The sequence below is a fragment of the Isoptericola sp. NPDC019482 genome, assembly GCF_040632295.1.
Classification (GTDB): Bacteria; Actinomycetota; Actinomycetes; order Actinomycetales; family Cellulomonadaceae; genus Isoptericola.
In genome coordinates this window covers 15377-30720 of record NZ_JBEYBQ010000031.1, presented here as the reverse complement: position 1 = coordinate 30720, position 15344 = coordinate 15377, and the positions used below count along the sequence as shown (strand labels likewise).

The following is a 15344-nucleotide window of genomic DNA, read 5'->3' as shown; positions in this document are numbered from 1 at the left end:
CCACAGGCATCGCCTTCGACGCTCGCCGGTGCCGTGCCGCACTCCGGCGATGGACCAGATCTTTGTCTTCGAGGTCGAGGACGCCGACGCGTCGTCGTGTCACTCGGAGCTCGGCGTGGTCGCCCCCGACAAGGCCGCGGCCGTGCGGCGGCTCCGCGAGGGTGGTGTCCGCAAGTCCCAGTTCAGGGTCGGGCTGCGGCCGGACCGGGTCATGAGCCTGTCCGAGGTGGCCCTCGCGGACCTCACGACCGGCACCGTCGTGCGCCGGCGCGACGACGACCGATGGACCGCCTGGGAGCTCGTCGCGGACGACCGGACGTTGAACTGGCGCCGGTCGGGGCGGTTCGTCAGCGACCCGCGCGGCGGGATCCGACGCCTCCCCTGATCACCTCGGCGTCGACGTCGAGCCAACCCACCGACGCACCCCTACCGGAGGTAGCGCAGAGGGCGACCGTTCATCACGGTCATCCCTAGCCGGCTCCCATGTCAAAGACCACCCAGCGGTCGTCCTGCTCCACGAGCAAGACCGACCAGGTAACTGACTCCCCGTTCGTCATCGAGGGGTCGGCCTGCTCGGGCGTGAACGTCAGGTTCACCGAGGCGGTCTTCCCCTCGCTGTAGGCAGTTCCCGGTCCGGCGTCCTCGAAAGTCGCGCCGATGGTCGCGTCGGTCAGGTACCCGCGGGCCAACCAGGTCTGATCCAGGTGGTCGCGGAAGTCCGGTGTCACCAGCTCTCCGACGACTTCCACGTCGCGGTCGTTCACGGCGTCGACGAACGCCTGGACCACCTGAGCTGGCGCGGCGTCGGGTGCTGGTGTGGCCACCAAGGAACCGGCGGGTGCGCCGACGCAGCCGCCCAAGGCTGCGCCGCCAGACGCCACGGCCAAGACAACTCTGCAGCTCCGCCGCCACGCGAACCCCGACATGGTCGGAGCCTAGCGGGGCCGGCCGGCTGTGCGGCGGCGGGAACAGCGAGACAGGACGGTCCCAGGCAGCCTCGGCGCCGACGGTGTCGGGGCCGACGTCACGCACCTCATCGATCTCGTCCGCTCGCCGTCGACGAGTCGGTTCGTCCGCCTCCGGGCTGGTGTCCGGCGGGCCGTCCCCGCCGGCGGGAGCGCCGACGGCGTCGACCGCCGTCCGGCGTCTCGGCCTGACGCCGTTCCCGCGCCTGCGCGGCCCGCGCCGCACGACGCTGCGCCCACGCGGCGACCGTCGCCTCGACGTCGCGCGGCATGGTGACCAGCGGCGGCCCGGCGGCCGGTTGGTAGCGGCCGCGCAGGACGCTCCGGTTGAACTCCTCGACCTCCTCGCGGACGTCGTCCTCGCTCCACAGCTCGTCGAGGCGCCCGTCCAGGGCGGCGTCGTCCTTGCGCAGCTGGATCGAGGGCGGCAGCACCAGGAGCTTCTCGCGCCGCATGAAGGCCTTCAGCCACCAGTCCGGGTCGTGGAGGTCCTGGAGCTCGAGGGGCTTGCCGCTGCCGGGCAGGTCGTCGAAGTCGCCGCGCTCGATCGCCTTGCGGATGTGCATCTCGGCGAGCAGCGCGATGGCCACCTCGTCGTCGATGGCGACGGCGTACGGGTTGAAGAAGGCTGCCGGAGGCTGCTCGTCGGTCATCGTGCCTCCCGTCCAGGCTTGTTTTCGGTCAAGCGTATTGTGATAAGCGTAGGACATCCAGGGAGGAGCAGAGGTGCCGAAGCTGGTGGACCACCAGGAGCGACGCGAGGCGATCGCGCACGCGCTGTGGCGCGTCGTCGACCAGCGCGGCTGGAGCCGCGCGACGCTGCGCGAGGTGGCCCGCGAGGCGGGGGTGTCGCTGGGACAGCTGCAGCACTACTTCGCGTCGCGCGCGGCGATGCTGACCTTCGCGATGGAGTTCGCCGCAGAGCGCACCGCCGACCGGGTCGCACGCGGGCTCGCCGCGCTCGAGGAACCGCCGCACCCCCGGGACGTGCTGCGCGTGGTGCTCACGGAGATGCTGCCCCTGCACCCCGATGCCCGCGCGTCGTCCCGCATGAGCGCCGCGTACGTCCTGGAGGCGCTGCACGACCCGGCCCTGCGCCGGCAGGCGGGCCTCGGTCTCCGGGACGGCCGCGCCACGGTCGAGCGCCTCGTCCGGCAGGCGATCGGGCAGGGTCGGCTCGCCCCCGACCGCGACCCCGACGTCGAGACGGACCTGCTCCTGGCGCTGACCGGTCTCACGCCCCTGCTCGATCTCGGCGTCATCGGGCCCGAGGCCGCGCTGGCGGCCGTCGACCAGCACCTGGACCGCCTCTTCGCCGCGGCCTGAGCGCGCACCCCGACGCCCCCCGAGAAGCACGACCTCCCCCGAAAGACGCAACCCAGGTTCCGCCCTCCGCCTCAAGACCAGCCTCCCGGTCGCCCGGGAGGCTCGGGTTACCGGCGCCGGTGAGACGACGGAGCGCCGGACGACGAGGGAGGGGACGGATGACCACCATCCGGATCGAGGGGCTGCACAAGTCCTACGGCGGCTTCGCGGCCGTGCACGACGTCGGGTTCACCGCGGAGCCCGGGAGGGTCGTGGGCCTGCTGGGCCCGAACGGCGCGGGCAAGAGCACGACGCTGCAGGTGCTGCTCGGCCTGGCCCGGGCGGACGCCGGCACGGCGACGTTCGACGGCCGCTGGTACGCCGAGCTGGAGCGCCCGGCGCAGGTGGTCGGGGCCTTGCTGGACGCGGGCGGGCTGCACCCCGGGCGCACCGGCCGCGACCACCTGCGGGTGCTCGCCGCGGCGTCGCGCCTCCCGGCCGGCCGGGTCGACGAGGTGCTCGCCGCCGTCGGCATGGTCCCCGCCGCGGACCGCCGCGTGCGCACCTACTCGCTCGGCATGAAGCAGCGCCTCGGCATCGCCACCGCCCTGCTCGGCCGCCCCGACGTCCTGGTGCTCGACGAGCCCGCCAACGGCCTCGACCCCGCCGGGATGCGGTGGCTGCGCGAGCTGCTCCGCACCTTCGCCGACGACGGCGGCACGGTGCTGCTGGCCAGCCACGTGCTGGGCGAGGTGGCGCAGGTGGCCGACGACCTGGTCGTCGTCGGGCAGGGCCGGGTCGTCGCCGCGGGCACGCTGGGCCAGCTCGTCACCCCCGACCGGAGCCTCGAGGACGTGTACCTCGACCTCACCGCCGCCACCGAAGGAGTCCGCTGATGTCCGCCGCGTTCCGCGCCGAGCTGCTCAAGCTGCGCACCACCCGGACGCCCTGGGTGATCGGGGCCGTCGCCGTCGCGGGGATGCTGCTCACCCAGGCCCTCACGCTCGTGCTGCCCCGCACCCTGCGCACCCTGGAGGCGCTGGGCGGGTCGGACGCCGGGTTCCACGTCGGGGCGCAGATGTCCCCGGCGGACACCAGCGAGCTCCTGTCCGGGCTCGCCGCCGCGACCGACCTCGGCTCCGCCGCGGCCCAGCGGTCGATGCTCGACCTCCTCGGGCAGGGCCCGGCGTCGTCCTCGAGCGGCGTCACGGCCCTGTGCGTGCTGCTGCTCGGGGCGCTCGCGGCCACGACCGACTTCCGCACCGGCGGCATCGTGCCCACCGCGCTCGCCGTGCCGGACCGGCTGCGGATCCTCGGCGGCAAGGCCGGCGCGACGGCGACGGCGGCCCTCGCGATCGGGGTGGCGCTCGCGCTGGTCACGGCGGTCGGGCTGGTCGTCGCGATCGCGACGACGCCGGGCGCGGGCCTGGCGATCGGGCCGGGCGAGGCGCTCGGCGTGTGGGCGCGCGGGCTCGCGGTCATGGTGCTGCTCGCGTGGCTCGGGCTCGCGGTCGGTACCCTCGTGCGGGGGCAGGTCGCGGCGATCGTCGTGGTCGTCGGGCTCGCCCTCGTGGAACCGATGATCCAGGCCGCCGCGCTCGTCCTCACGGGCGGCGCGACGACGGCGACGTCGTGGCTGCCGATCACCCTCGGCTCCCTCGCGTCGGCAGGTCAGGGGGCGGCCCAGCTCTTCGGCGCGACGACGGACGCCGGCCCGGCGCTCGGCGCTGCCGCGGCGCTGGCGGGGCTGCTCGCCTGGGCGGTGGTGCTGCTCGTCACGGCGGGCGCCGTCTTCCGCCGGCGTGACCTCGCCTGATATCAGATCGATACCCGCCTGACCAGCGACGATACGTCCTGCCCGGCCCTCGGAGGCGTACCGTGGGCCGGGCTCGACATCCCACGTGAAAGCTCTCGAACATGCTCGGAGGACCTGTGCTCGACGCGCTGCGCCGGCGGCTCGACGCCCTGGGCGTCCGCACCCCGACGGGCCGCGACGCGCTGCTCGGCGCCGTCGTCGCGGCGCTGTCCGTCGCGCTGTTCCTGACGGTGCTGCAGGTGGTGTCGTCGAGCCTCGGCGAGACCTTCGGCGCGCAGGCGTCGTTCGACGACATGAGCACCGGGGCGCTCGTGGCCGCCTGCGTCGTGCTCGTCGGGCAGGCGATGGCGCTCACCCTGCGGCGCCGGTTCCCGATGCTGTGCCTCGCGCTCGTGCTGCTCGGCCAGGTGGCCCTGGTTCCGCTGCTGCCGGCGTATATGAGCTTCCAGACACCTGCCACGCTGGTGGCCGCCTACTCCGTGGGGATGCACGCCCCGCGGCGCCCGGCCCTCGGCGCGGCGGCGGGCGCCGCCGTCGTGCAGGTGCTGCTCGGGTACGTGCTGGGCGGGCCGGCGTCGGTGGCGGAGCTCGGCGTGCCCGTCGGCACCCAGCTGTGGGGCGGGCTGGTGTCCACGCTGGTGGTCTACCTCGGCGCGGTCCTCGTCGGGGCGTACGTCGGCACGCGGCGGGAGCTGCTGGCGCAGCTGCGGGCGCGGGTGGCGCAGGCCGAGCGCGAGCGTGAGGCGCTCGCCGCGCAGGCCGTCCTCGCGGAGCGCGGCCGCATGGCCCGCGAGCTGCACGACGTCGCGGCGCACCACCTGTCGGGGATCGTCGTGCAGGCGGCCGCCGCCGAGCGGCTCGTCGCCCACGACCCGGATCGTGCGAAGGAGTCGCTGCGCTGGATCCGCGGGCAGGGCAGGGAGACGCTCGAGAACCTGCGCCTCGTCGTCGGCATCCTCCGCGACACAGGAGAGGGCGACGACGCGCCGTCCGCGCCGCAGCCCACGCTCGCCGACGTGCCCGCCCTGCTCGACCTCGCCCGCAGCACCGGCACGCGCGTGCAGGAGACGCGGCGCGGCGAGCCCTACGACCTGCCGCCCACCGTGCAGCTCACCGTGTACCGGGTGCTGCAGGAGTCGCTCGCCAACGCCCGCCGGCACGCGCCGGGCAGCGCCGTCGACGTCGAGACCGCCTACGACGCGGACGAGCTGGCGGTCACCGTGCGCAACGGGCCCGCCGACCGGTCGGTGACCACAGCACCCCCGCAGGGGGCCGGCCCGGGCCACGGCGTCATCGGCATGACCGAACGGGCGGAGCTCGTCGGGGCCCGCCTGACCGCGCGCCGCACGTCGGGCGGCGGCTGGCTGGTGCGCCTCGTCGTGCCGCGCCCCGAGGGCGCCGACGCGCGCGCGGTGGCCGCGGGGCGGGATGCCCGGTGACGCGCGTCGTGCTGGTGGACGACCAGGCGGTGGTGCGCGCCGGGTTCACCGTGATCCTGCAGAGCGAGGGCATCGACGTGGTGGGCGAGGCGTCGAACGGCGCCGACGCCGTGCGCGTGGCGCGACGTGAGCGCCCCGACGTCGTGTGCATGGACGTGCGGATGCCGGGCGGCGACGGCATCACCGCGACGCGCGAGCTCGCCGGCCCAGGCGTGGTCGACCCGGTGCCCGTGCTGGTGGTGAGCACCTTCGACCTCGACGACTACGTCTTCGGCGCGTTGGAGGCCGGCGCGTCCGGCTTCCTGCTCAAGGACGCCGAGCCGGAGGTGCTCGTCGACGCCGTGCGGCGCGTCGCGGCGGGCGACGGCCTCGTGGACCAGACCCTCACGCGGCGGGTCATCGACGAGTTCGCGCGCCGGCGCGGCCCCGTCGTCGCCGACCCGGCCGCGACCGGGCTGCTCACCGCGCGCGAGCGGGAGATCGTCTCGCTGCTGTGCCGCGGCTCGTCCAACGCCGAGATCGCCGCGGCGCTGTTCCTCGAGCCCAGCACGGTGAAGTCGCACCTCAGCCGGATCATGACCAAGACCGGCGCCCGCGACCGCGTGCAGCTCGTCGTGTGGGCGTACGACGCCGGGCTGGTCGTCCCGGGCGCCTGACCGCTCCGCTCAGCCGTTGCCGGCGTCCTCGATGCGCCACCCGTCCGCGCCGCGGTCGAGGTAGTACGTCCAGCCGAACCCGCCCTCGGGGATGGAGACGTCCTCGGCGAGGAACCGCCAGTCGACGTCGAAGTCGGCGAAGACCTGGCCGGTGCCGACCGTCTGCAGGTCGGTGGTCGTCAGGCTCGCGGCGTCGCGGCACATGGACTCCGTGGTCGTGGCGAACGACGGCGCGGCGAGCTCGAGCGCGGTGCCGCAGTCGTGCGCATCGATCGCCTCCAGGTGGGCCCGCACGACCTCCTCGGCCGTGGTGTCCGCGGGCGGCACCGCGACGTCGGCGGTCCGGGGGAGCGGCAGGATCTGCGCCACCCCCAACGCGACCACCACGACGACGAACGCCAGGGGCAGCCACCGCGTGACGGGACGCCGTCGTCCCGCGGTGGCGGGGGTCGTCTCGGCCGACATGGTCGAAGGCTAGTCCCGAACTTCCTGGCGGGCTCCGCCGTCCCCCGGGCTGCCGGCGGGGCGCCGACGGCTGATCGTCGTCAGGCCGGGCCGCCGGCGGACGTGCCGGCAAGCACCGCGACGGCACCCAGGGCCGCGGCAGCGGCGGTGAGCAGGGCGAGCAGGAGTAGCGCCGCACCGCCTCCCGGGTGCCGGTCCTGTGCGAGCGCCTCGCGCACCGCCCGCCGTCGTCGTCCCCCGGTCCACCCGGCAACCGCCGCGAGGACGAGGGCGCAGCACGCGGCGACGACGGGCAGCGTGCCGAGGTGCGCGGAGCAGCGCAGCACGACCAGCCCGGCCACGGTGAACGCCGTGGCGGCGCGCTGCCAGGAGAGCGCGGTGCGCTCCGGCTGCAGGCCCGGGTCGAAGGGTGTCACCATGGCAGGAGGCTGGCCGCGAGCAGGGCGGTGACGAGCACCGTCCCGGCCGCGACGACCAGCCCGGTGTGGTTCGCCGGAAGTGGCTCCGCGCGGCGAAGCGCGCGCTCGACGCGGCCCCACTGGGCGTACGCCACGAACGGGAGGCACACCCCCATCGCTAGGAGGAGCAGCGCGGCAGCGGCGCGCAGACCCGGGTGGAACGCGAGGTCGAGTCCTTCCAGGGCGACTCCTCCGGCGACCAGCGCGAGCGTGGTGCGGATCCACGCGAGGAAGGTGCGTTCGTTCGCGAGCGAGAACCTCGGGTCCGGGTCGGCGCCCTCCGCGTACACCCAGCGGGGAGACGGCGGCCGCGTCCCGACCGTCTCCCGAGCCGGTGCTTGGGTCATGCGGGCGCCACGGCGTAGGTGGTCTCGTCGAGCCCGGACTGTGTCGGGTCGTGGTCGACATCGCCGACGTCGTACATCGTGGTCATCCAGTGGTAGAAGTTGTCACCCCGTTCCCGCAGGACCTGGTAGATGCGGCGCATCATGCGGTGCCGTACCCCCGCCATCTCCGGGTGCGAGTACACGTTGAGGAGCTCGTCGGGGTCGGTCTCGAGGTCGTACAGCTCGTTCGTGGAGTCGGGGTTGACTACCAGCTTGTAGCGGTCCGTGCGCAGCATGCGCTGGGGGTACGGGAAGTGGTGGCCGTGGAACTCGCACACGATGTCGTCCGCCCACTCGGGGTGCTCGCCCGCCGCCAGGGGGACAAGGGACCGGGAGTCGACCGCGGGGGCGGGGTCGATGCCGGCCAGGTCGAGGATCGTGGCCGTGCAGTCGAGGAGGCTGACGAACTCCGTGCGGACCTGCCCCGCCGGCCCGCCGGGGACCCGCAGGATGCCCGGGGTGCGGTAGATGTCCTCGTACATCGCGGGCCCCTTGTCGTGCAGGCGGTGCGACCCGGTGAACTCGCCGTGGTCGCAGGAGAAGAACACCGCGGTCTCGTCCGTGAGCCCGAGCCGTTCCAGCGCCGCCATGACCCGCCCGATCTCGAGGTCGATCATCGCCACGTAGCCCCAGTACACGGCGATGAGCTTGCGCGTGGTCTCGATCGGCATCGTGTCGAACGTCCAGTGCGCGCTGTAGTTCGCCTGCACGGGTGGCTTGCCCTGGAAGGTCTCCGCGATGGAGCGGGGCAGCGGGACGGTCTCCGGGTCGACGAGGTCGAAGTACTTGTCCGGGACGACGTACGGCAGGTGCGGGCCGAAGAAGTTGAGCTCGAGGAAGAACGGCCTCGCCCCGCTGCGGAAGTCGTCGGCGTAGCGCTCGAGCATCTCGATCGTGCGCGTCGCGAGGTAGTGCTCGAACGTGGCCTCGAGCGGCTGGTGGAGCCGTGCCGCGAGCAGGTTGCCAGGGCCGCCGTTGGGCAGGGTGCCGCGGATGCGGTCGCTGATCTCGTAGGGCGGGAGGTCGCGCTCGGCCAGGTAGGCCAGGTAGTCCTCGTGGTCGACGGGGTTGTGCCACCCCGGCAGGTCGGGGCCGTCGAAGCCGAACGCGGCCGCGTTCTTCACCGTGCCGGCGTGCCACTTGCCCACCAGGCCGGTGTTGTAGCCGTGCTCGCGCAGCGCCTCGACGAACGTGAACGTGCCGTCCTCCAGGTCCTCCAGGTACCCGACGTTGCGCTCGTGGTTGGCCAGCACGCGGTGCCGGAACGGCGCCTGTCCGGTGAGCAGGCTGGCGCGCGCCGGCGTGCAGATCGCCGTCGGGGTGTACCACCGGTCGAACCGGGTCCCGCTCGCGGCCAGGGCGTCGAGGGTGGGGGTCTGCGCCATCCGGTTGCCGTAGGCGCCCAGCGTGTCCACCCGGTGCTGGTCGGTCATGAGGAACAGGACGTTCGTGCGCCTCGTGTCGCTCGGCCCGGTTGCTGCGGTCATGAGGTGCTCCTTCGTGGTGGTGACGTGACGATGGAGGCGTCGTGGCCTCCGGGGTAGTCGACGAGCAGAGAGGTGCGGTGCTGCAGGGCGACGATCGCGCCGACGGCGCCGCCGGAGTCCCCGAGGTCGGAGGGGCGGACGCGGGGGCGCGCGCCGTCGATGGGGTGCACCTCGAACGTGATGGTGGACGCGACCTGCTGGACGAACGGTGGCGCGACGCTCGCGAGCGCCCCGCCCACCACGACGTCGGTGGGGTTGAGGGCGAGGACGGTGCCGGCCAGGACCTGGCCCGTGGCGACTCCCGCCTCGCGCAGCACGGCTTCGACGACCGGGTCGGCGCGGTCGACCGCCTGCTCGAGGTCGGCGAGTCCGCGGAGCTCGACGCCGCGCTCGACGCACGCGGCGAGGACGGCCGGGACCGACGCGACCGTCTCCAGGCAGCCGCGCTTGCCGCAGCGACAGCGCGGGCCGTCCGGCCGGACGGTCGCGTGCCCGAGCTCGCCCGACAGCCCGCGTCCTCCGTGCACCAGCCGGCCTCCCACGACGATGCCGCCGCCGATGCCGGCGGCGATACGCAGGTAGACGAGGTCCTCGCCGGTGCCGGGGGTCCGGACGGCCTCGGCGAGCGCGGCCAGCCTCGTGTTGGTGTCGAGGAGGGGCGCGACGCCGAACCGGCGTCCGACAGCGTCCTCGACGGCGTTGCGCGCGGCGGCTGACGAGTCGCGGGCCCCGGAGCGGTCCACCGACCACGCGGGGGAGTACGGGCCGGGGAGTCCTACGCCGACGCCCTGGAGGGCGTCGAGTCGCGTCCCGGAGCTGGCGATGGCGTCCACCACGTCGAGCGCTGTGCGGATCCGTTCGTTCCACGCGGTCCCAGGGGCAACGTCGCGCTGCTGGGACGCGATGACGTCGTGGCTTGCGTCGACGACGGCGACGTGCACGGCGGCGTGCGCCAGGTCGATGCCCAGGTATTGGCCGGACGACGGGTCGAGGGCGAGCACCTCCGCGGGCCGGCCGGATCCCCGTCGGCGCGCGGCATCGGTCGAGACGACGCGCACGGCGCCCCGGCCGACCAGGTCGGCGACGATCTCGGAGAGCGTGGTGCGCGACAGGCCGGCGGCGGCCGCGAGTTCGGCGCGCCGGAGCGCGCCGTGCTCGCGGAGCGCGGCGAGCACGCGTGCTTCGTGCCGCCACCGTACGAGCGCGGTGCCATCGGTCGAGGTCGTCATCGCGCCAGGGTAGGAACGGCCGGTTTTTTCCGACAAGGGGGCGGCAAAAAACGTGGTGAATACAGCGGGGCGCGCGGCACAACCCGCCTCGGTGGGCGGTGCGGGGACAGGGGTGCCATGTCCGTGTGGTTCGCGGCTGGGCGGGCGGAGGTGTCGGGAATCTCTTGGTGCTTTTTTCTGTCAGGTTGTTGACGGAAAAAAGCACGCTTCTTAGCGTCCTGGAGATCGCGCCGGCGGTATCCGTCGGCGGACCACGTCGGCGGTGCCCACCGCGGCGCCCGATTTCGAAGGAAGGTCGACGATGACGTCTTCACGCCCCCGCCCAGAGACGGAGCAGCCGGCTCCCGTCACGTCCCGCCGCGCCACCGTCGCCGCGTTCAGCGGGGCGTTCCTGGAGTGGTACGACTTCTGGATCTTCGGGACCGCCGCGGCACTGGTCTTCCCCCGCATCTTCTTCCCCGAGGCGTCGCCCACGGTCGCGCTGCTGCAGTCCTTCGGGACCTTCGCGGTCGCGTTCCTCACCCGACCCCTGGGCGCGATCCTCTTCGGGCACTTCGGGGACAAGGTGGGGCGCAAGCCGGTGCTGCTGGTCACGGTGTTCCTCATCGGGGGTGGCACGTTCCTCATGGGCCTGCTGCCCAGCTATGCCGTCGCCGGCTCTCTGGGCGCGGTCCTGCTCGTCCTGTTGCGGCTCGTGCAGGGCGTCGGCATCGGTGGGGAGTACGGCGGCGGGTCGCTCCTCGCGCTGGAGAACGCGCCGCAGGGCAAGCGGGGCCTCGCCGGCAGCTTCCACCAGCTCGGCACCCCGGCGGCGCTGCTCGCCTCCACGGGGATCTTCGCGCTCGTGGAGCAGCTGCCGGAGGATCAGCTTCTCAGCTGGGGGTGGCGGATCCCGTTCCTGCTGAGTGGCCCCTTCCTGGCCCTGGGGTTCTACATCCGGAAGAACCTGCCCGAGACGACCGCCTTCCGCGCGGACGCCCAGGCCGAGCGGAAGTCCCCGTTCCTGGCCCTGCTGCGCGAGCAGCCCAAGGCTGTTCTCCTCGGCATCGGGGCCCGGATGGCCGACGCCGTCACGTTCAACGTGATCAACGTGTTCGCGGTCTCGTGGGTCACGACGTACCTCGGGATGAGCAGCGACGTCATCCTCACCGGCTTCGTGATCTCGTCAGCCGTCCAACTCGGCGTCCTGCCTCTGGCGGGCCGGATCTCTGACCGGGTCGGACGCCGTCCCGTGTACCTCACCGGCGTCGCGATCTGCGCCGTGGGCGGCGGCCTCCTCTACTTCCCGATCATCGAGACCGGGAACACCTTCGCGACCTGGGCGATCATCGTCGTCGTGCACGCCGTCGGCACCGGTCTGATGTTCAGCATCCAGAGCGCGCTGTTCGCGGAGCTCTTCGGCACGCGCGTGCGCTACACCGGCCTGGGTGTCGTGTACCAGGGCTCGGCCTTGATCGGGGGCGGGCCGACCCCGGCGATCGCGGTGGCGCTCACGGCCGCGGCCGGTTCGTGGTGGCCCGCCGGCGGCTACCTGATCCTCGCCTGCGTGATCAGCGCCCTGTGCATCTGGCGAGCGGGCGAGACGTTCCGCACCGACCTGGCCGACGTGGGCGGGGACGCTGTGCCGGACGCCCGCCCCGCGAGCACCGGCCGGGCGGTGTCCGCATGACCGCGAGGCCCGGCGCGCTCAGCGACCTCGCCACCTCGGGCGCGACATGGTCCGGGTGCCATCGGTTCGCGGCCCGCGGGGTGTGGGCGCCGCGCACGGTCGAGGAGCTGCAGGACGGCGTCGGGACGGCCGGCAAGGTCCGGGCGCTCGGGTCCCGGCACTCCTTAAACGACGTCGCCGACACCACCGGGGCGCTCGTCAGCGTGCAGGGGCTGCCGGCCCGGTTCGAGCTGGACGACGACGCCGCGACGGTGACCGTCTCGGCGGGCAGCACGTACGGCCAGGTTGCGGCCGGTCTGGGGGAGTCTCGATGGGCGCTGCACAACATGGGCTCCCTGCCGCACATCTCCGTGGCCGGGGCGTGCGCGACGGGCACGCACGGCTCAGGAGACGGGAACCGCAACCTCTCGAGCGCTGTCTCGGCAGTGGAGGTGGTGACCGCCGACGGCGAGCTGCGGCGGTGGACGCGTGAGGACCAGGCGGACTTCGGCGGCCGGGTGCTCGCGCTGGGTGCTCTCGGCGTCGTCACCGCGGTCACTCTCGACCTGGTGCCGACGTTCGACGTCCGTCAGGACGTCTGGTTCGACCTGCCCTGGTCGGTCCTGCTCGACCGGCTCGACGAGGTCATGGGCGCCGCGTTCAGCGTGTCGGTCATGCCGCGCTGGGGCGACCCCGACGTGGCCGGGAAGGTCTGGCTCAAGTCGCGGACCGACGCGTGGGACCCAGGCCTGGACCCCGGCCGGCTCGGCGCCAGGTGGGCCCGCGCCGAGGAGGGCGAGCTCGCCGAGGGGCAGAAACCCAACCAGACCGTGCAAGGGGGCGTCCCGGGTCCATGGTGGCAGCGGCTCCCGCACTTTCGCCCGGACGCCAGCCCGAGCCGTGGCGACGAGATCCAGACGGAGTACTTCGTCGACCGCCTGTGCGCCGCCGACGCGTTGCGGGCCCTGCGGGAGGTCGCCGACCGGTTCGCTCACCTCGTGCTCGTCTCGGAGCTCCGCTCGGTGGCCGCCGACGATCTCTGGCTGAGCCCCACGGGCGGCCGCGATGCGCTCGGGATCCATCTGACGTGGCGCAATGCGCCCGGGGAGGTGCTGGAGGTGCTCCCCGTCGTCGAGAGGGCGCTCGCCCCGTTCGAGCCGCGACCCCACTGGGGCAAGTGGTTCACATTGGGCGCCGCAGAGGTGGCGCCGTCGTACCCGCGTCTGGAGGAGTTTCGCGCTCTGGCCGAGGCGGCCGACCCTGAGCACCGGTTCCGCAACGACTACCTGCGTCGTGTGCTCGGCCTTCCCCTGGGCTGAGGGACGTGCCGGTGGTGGGCACGGCCGGCGGCGTCAGTGCTCGACCACGTCGACGGCGGTGTCCAGGCAGTGCAGCGCGCTCGGCGGGTCCACGCGCACGAGGGTGAACGCGCTGATGACGAGGGCGGTGCAGACGTCGGCGAGCCGGTCGGCGTCGGCATCCGTGTCGTCCGGCCGCATCGCGACCACCCCGCGCCGGAGGGCGGCGCGCAGCTCGGCGCGGTAGTCGGCGACGGTGCGGCGCACGGTGTCGTCGGCCGCGATGGGGGAGCCTGACGTGTTCACGAGCAGGCAGCCCGAGGTGCCCTGGACCTCGTCCGCGCGGGCCAGCGCCGCGCGCAGCCCGGTGAGGTAGCCCACGAGCGCATCGGGGGCGACCTCGTCGGCCACGAGCGGGCGCAGGCGCGGCCGCACGACCTCGTCGAGGTAGCTCTGCACGGCGGCGTCGAAGAGCCCGCGCTTGGACCCGAAGGCGTGGTAGATGCTCGACCGGTTCAGACCCGTGGCGCGCTCGAGCGCGGGGACGGACGCCTCGGCGTAGCCGTCCCGCCAGAACACCTCGCGGGCGGCGCGGACCGCGTTCCTGGTCTCGAACCCCTGCGCCCTGCCCATCGTGCCTCCCGGTTTGTGGAACGGTCGGTTCAACTCTAGATTGTGAACCGTACGTTTCAGAATCGACGGGGCCGGTGCGCCCGGGCGAGGCAGGGGATCCGATGGTCGCCACAGGACTGATCCTGGCGGGAGCCGCCGCCGCGCTGCACGTCTACATCTTCTGGCTCGAGTCCGTCGCGTGGACCACGCCCCGGGCGCGGGCCACGTTCGGCACGACCGAGGAGGAGGCCGCCGCCACGCGCGAGCTGGCCTTCAACCAGGGCTTCTACAACCTGTTCCTCGCCGTCATGACCGCGGTCGGCATCGCGCTCGTCGCGATCGGAAGCACAGCCGGGACCACAGGCGCCGGCGCGGCCCTCGCGCTGGCCGGCACCGGCAGCATGCTCGCCGCTGCCCTCGTGCTGTTCCTGTCGTCCCCCGACAAGCGCCGCGCCGCCGTCACGCAGGGCGCCCTGCCGCTGCTCGCCGTCATCTCGCTCGTCGTCGGACTCGCGCTCTGACGCGACACCGTCCCCGCACTCCGGAAGAAGGCTCCACCGCATGTCCTCGATCGTCAGCACCCAGGTCCAGCTCGCCGCCCGCCCCACCGGGTGGCCCGGCCTGGACGACTTCCGCACCGTTCAGGTCACGTACGGCGACCTCGAGCCGGGCCAGGTCCGCGTGGCCAACGAGTTCGTCTCCGTCGACCCGTACATGCGCGGGCGCATGAACGACGTGAAGAGCTACACCCCGCCCTTCGCGCTGGGGGAGACCATGACGGGCGGCGCGATCGGGCGTGTCCTCGAGTCGGCGTCCGACGACGTCCCGGTGGGCGCGGTGGTGCTGCACCAGCACGGCTGGCGCGACGTCGCGCAGGAGGACGCGCGCGGCTTCCGCGTCGTGCCGGAGCTCCCGGGCGTGCCGCTGTCGCTGCACCTCGGCATCCTCGGCATGACGGGCCTCACGGCCTACGTGGGCCTCACGGCGATCGCCGGTATGCAGGCCGGCGACACGGTGTTCGTCTCGGGCGCCGCGGGCGCCGTCGGCACCGCGGCCGGCCAGATCGCGCGCCGGCTCGGCGCGGAGCGGGTGGTCGGGTCGGCCGGGTCGGCCGAGAAGGTCGAGCTCCTCACCTCGAAGTACGGCTACGACGCCGCCCTGAACTACAAGGACGCGCCGGTGCGCGAGCAGCTCCCCGCGCTGGTGCCGGGCGGCGTCGACGTCTTCTTCGACAACGTCGGCGGCGACCATCTCACCGCGGCGCTCGACGTGATGAACGACGGCGGCCGGGTCGCACTGTGCGGGGCCATCGCCGGCTACAACGCCATCGACCGCCTGCCCGGCCCGGACAACATGGCCAACCTCATCACCCGGGGCCTGATGCTCAAGGGCTTCACGCTGGGTGGCTACCTCCAGCACGGCGCCGAGTTCCGCGAGCTCATGACCGGCTGGTTCGCCGACGGGAAGATCGCCTACGACGAGACCGTCGTCGACGGCATCGAGAACGCCCCGCAGGCGTTCCTCGACATGATGGCCGGCGCCAACACCGGGAAGATGGTCGTCCGCACCGCACGCTGACG

18 protein-coding genes are annotated in these 15344 nt (G+C 73.5%); 10 read left to right on the top strand and 8 right to left on the bottom strand.

Features of this window, described 5'->3' with window-relative positions; all coding sequences use genetic code 11:
• Positions 1-49: 49 nt before the first annotated feature.
• Positions 50-385 (top strand): hypothetical protein, encoded by a 336-nt coding sequence (locus ABZ493_RS17165; RefSeq protein WP_430583364.1) that lies wholly within the window; start codon positions 50-52, stop codon positions 383-385.
• 85 nt (positions 386-470) lie between these two features.
• On the opposite strand, the gene ABZ493_RS17160 is transcribed toward ABZ493_RS17165, so the two are convergent.
• Together ABZ493_RS17160 and ABZ493_RS17155 are read right to left on the bottom strand one after the other, a co-directional pair.
• Positions 471-926: a hypothetical protein gene (locus ABZ493_RS17160; RefSeq protein ID WP_430583363.1), complete on the bottom strand. Its 456-nt coding sequence runs from the start codon at positions 924-926 to the stop codon at positions 471-473.
• A gap of 107 nt (positions 927-1033) precedes the next feature.
• On the bottom strand, positions 1034-1618 hold the full coding sequence (locus tag ABZ493_RS17155; protein WP_430583362.1) for a DUF1992 domain-containing protein: 585 nt from the start codon (positions 1616-1618) through the stop codon (positions 1034-1036).
• Positions 1619-1691: 73 nt separating this feature from the next.
• On the opposite strand from ABZ493_RS17155, the gene ABZ493_RS17150 reads away from it, so the two are divergent.
• From ABZ493_RS17150 to ABZ493_RS17130, 5 genes are all read left to right on the top strand, one after another.
• The gene (locus tag ABZ493_RS17150) at positions 1692-2291 is read left to right on the top strand and encodes a TetR family transcriptional regulator C-terminal domain-containing protein (RefSeq protein WP_430583361.1); all 600 of its coding nucleotides are present in this window, start codon (positions 1692-1694) and stop codon (positions 2289-2291) included.
• A gap of 158 nt (positions 2292-2449) precedes the next feature.
• The gene (locus ABZ493_RS17145) at positions 2450-3166 is read left to right on the top strand and encodes an ATP-binding cassette domain-containing protein (RefSeq protein WP_430583360.1); all 717 of its coding nucleotides are present in this window, start codon (positions 2450-2452) and stop codon (positions 3164-3166) included.
• A complete protein-coding gene (locus tag ABZ493_RS17140) occupies positions 3166-4086 on the top strand; it encodes a hypothetical protein (protein ID WP_430583359.1) in 921 nt (306 codons plus the stop codon). Before ABZ493_RS17145 ends, ABZ493_RS17140 begins: the two co-directional genes overlap by 1 nt.
• Before the next feature lie 101 nt (positions 4087-4187).
• Positions 4188-5525, top strand: a complete 1338-nt coding sequence (locus ABZ493_RS17135) for a histidine kinase (protein WP_430583358.1) — start codon at positions 4188-4190, stop codon at positions 5523-5525.
• Positions 5522-6181 (top strand): response regulator transcription factor, encoded by a 660-nt coding sequence (locus ABZ493_RS17130; RefSeq protein WP_430583357.1) that lies wholly within the window; start codon positions 5522-5524, stop codon positions 6179-6181. The genes ABZ493_RS17135 and ABZ493_RS17130 overlap by 4 nt, the downstream gene beginning before the upstream one ends.
• A gap of 9 nt (positions 6182-6190) precedes the next feature.
• Here ABZ493_RS17130 and ABZ493_RS17125 read toward each other — a convergent pair whose 3' ends face one another.
• The 5 genes from ABZ493_RS17125 to ABZ493_RS17105 all read right to left on the bottom strand — a co-directional run bounded on the left by ABZ493_RS17125 (position 6191) and on the right by ABZ493_RS17105 (position 10206).
• On the bottom strand, positions 6191-6646 hold the full coding sequence (locus tag ABZ493_RS17125) for a hypothetical protein (RefSeq protein WP_430583356.1): 456 nt from the start codon (positions 6644-6646) through the stop codon (positions 6191-6193).
• Positions 6647-6726: 80 nt separating this feature from the next.
• The gene (locus tag ABZ493_RS17120; RefSeq protein WP_430583355.1) at positions 6727-7065 is read right to left on the bottom strand and encodes a DUF202 domain-containing protein; all 339 of its coding nucleotides are present in this window, start codon (positions 7063-7065) and stop codon (positions 6727-6729) included.
• Complete coding sequence (locus tag ABZ493_RS17115) at positions 7059-7451, bottom strand: DUF202 domain-containing protein (RefSeq protein WP_430583354.1); 393 nt, start codon at positions 7449-7451, stop codon at positions 7059-7061. The genes ABZ493_RS17120 and ABZ493_RS17115 overlap by 7 nt, the downstream gene beginning before the upstream one ends.
• The gene (locus tag ABZ493_RS17110; RefSeq protein ID WP_430583353.1) at positions 7448-8977 is read right to left on the bottom strand and encodes a sulfatase-like hydrolase/transferase; all 1530 of its coding nucleotides are present in this window, start codon (positions 8975-8977) and stop codon (positions 7448-7450) included. The genes ABZ493_RS17115 and ABZ493_RS17110 overlap by 4 nt, the downstream gene beginning before the upstream one ends.
• The gene (locus tag ABZ493_RS17105; protein WP_430583352.1) at positions 8974-10206 is read right to left on the bottom strand and encodes an ROK family transcriptional regulator; all 1233 of its coding nucleotides are present in this window, start codon (positions 10204-10206) and stop codon (positions 8974-8976) included. The genes ABZ493_RS17110 and ABZ493_RS17105 overlap by 4 nt, the downstream gene beginning before the upstream one ends.
• Before the next feature lie 301 nt (positions 10207-10507).
• Between ABZ493_RS17105 and ABZ493_RS17100 the strand changes: the two genes are divergently transcribed.
• Positions 10508-11875 carry an MFS transporter gene (locus ABZ493_RS17100; protein WP_430583351.1) on the top strand — a complete coding sequence of 456 codons (1368 nt, stop codon included), beginning with the start codon at positions 10508-10510 and terminating at the stop codon, positions 11873-11875.
• Complete coding sequence (locus ABZ493_RS17095; protein ID WP_430583350.1) at positions 11872-13173, top strand: D-arabinono-1,4-lactone oxidase; 1302 nt, start codon at positions 11872-11874, stop codon at positions 13171-13173. The genes ABZ493_RS17100 and ABZ493_RS17095 overlap by 4 nt, the downstream gene beginning before the upstream one ends.
• Positions 13174-13206: 33 nt before the next feature.
• On the opposite strand, the gene ABZ493_RS17090 is transcribed toward ABZ493_RS17095, so the two are convergent.
• A complete protein-coding gene (locus ABZ493_RS17090; RefSeq protein WP_430583349.1) occupies positions 13207-13785 on the bottom strand; it encodes a TetR/AcrR family transcriptional regulator in 579 nt (192 codons plus the stop codon).
• A gap of 101 nt (positions 13786-13886) precedes the next feature.
• On the opposite strand from ABZ493_RS17090, the gene ABZ493_RS17085 reads away from it, so the two are divergent.
• Together ABZ493_RS17085 and ABZ493_RS17080 are read left to right on the top strand one after the other, a co-directional pair.
• A complete protein-coding gene (locus ABZ493_RS17085; protein ID WP_430583348.1) occupies positions 13887-14285 on the top strand; it encodes a DUF1304 domain-containing protein in 399 nt (132 codons plus the stop codon).
• Positions 14286-14325: 40 nt separating this feature from the next.
• Complete coding sequence (locus ABZ493_RS17080) at positions 14326-15342, top strand: NADP-dependent oxidoreductase (protein WP_430583347.1); 1017 nt, start codon at positions 14326-14328, stop codon at positions 15340-15342.
• The last annotated feature ends 2 nt before the right edge of the window (positions 15343-15344 follow it).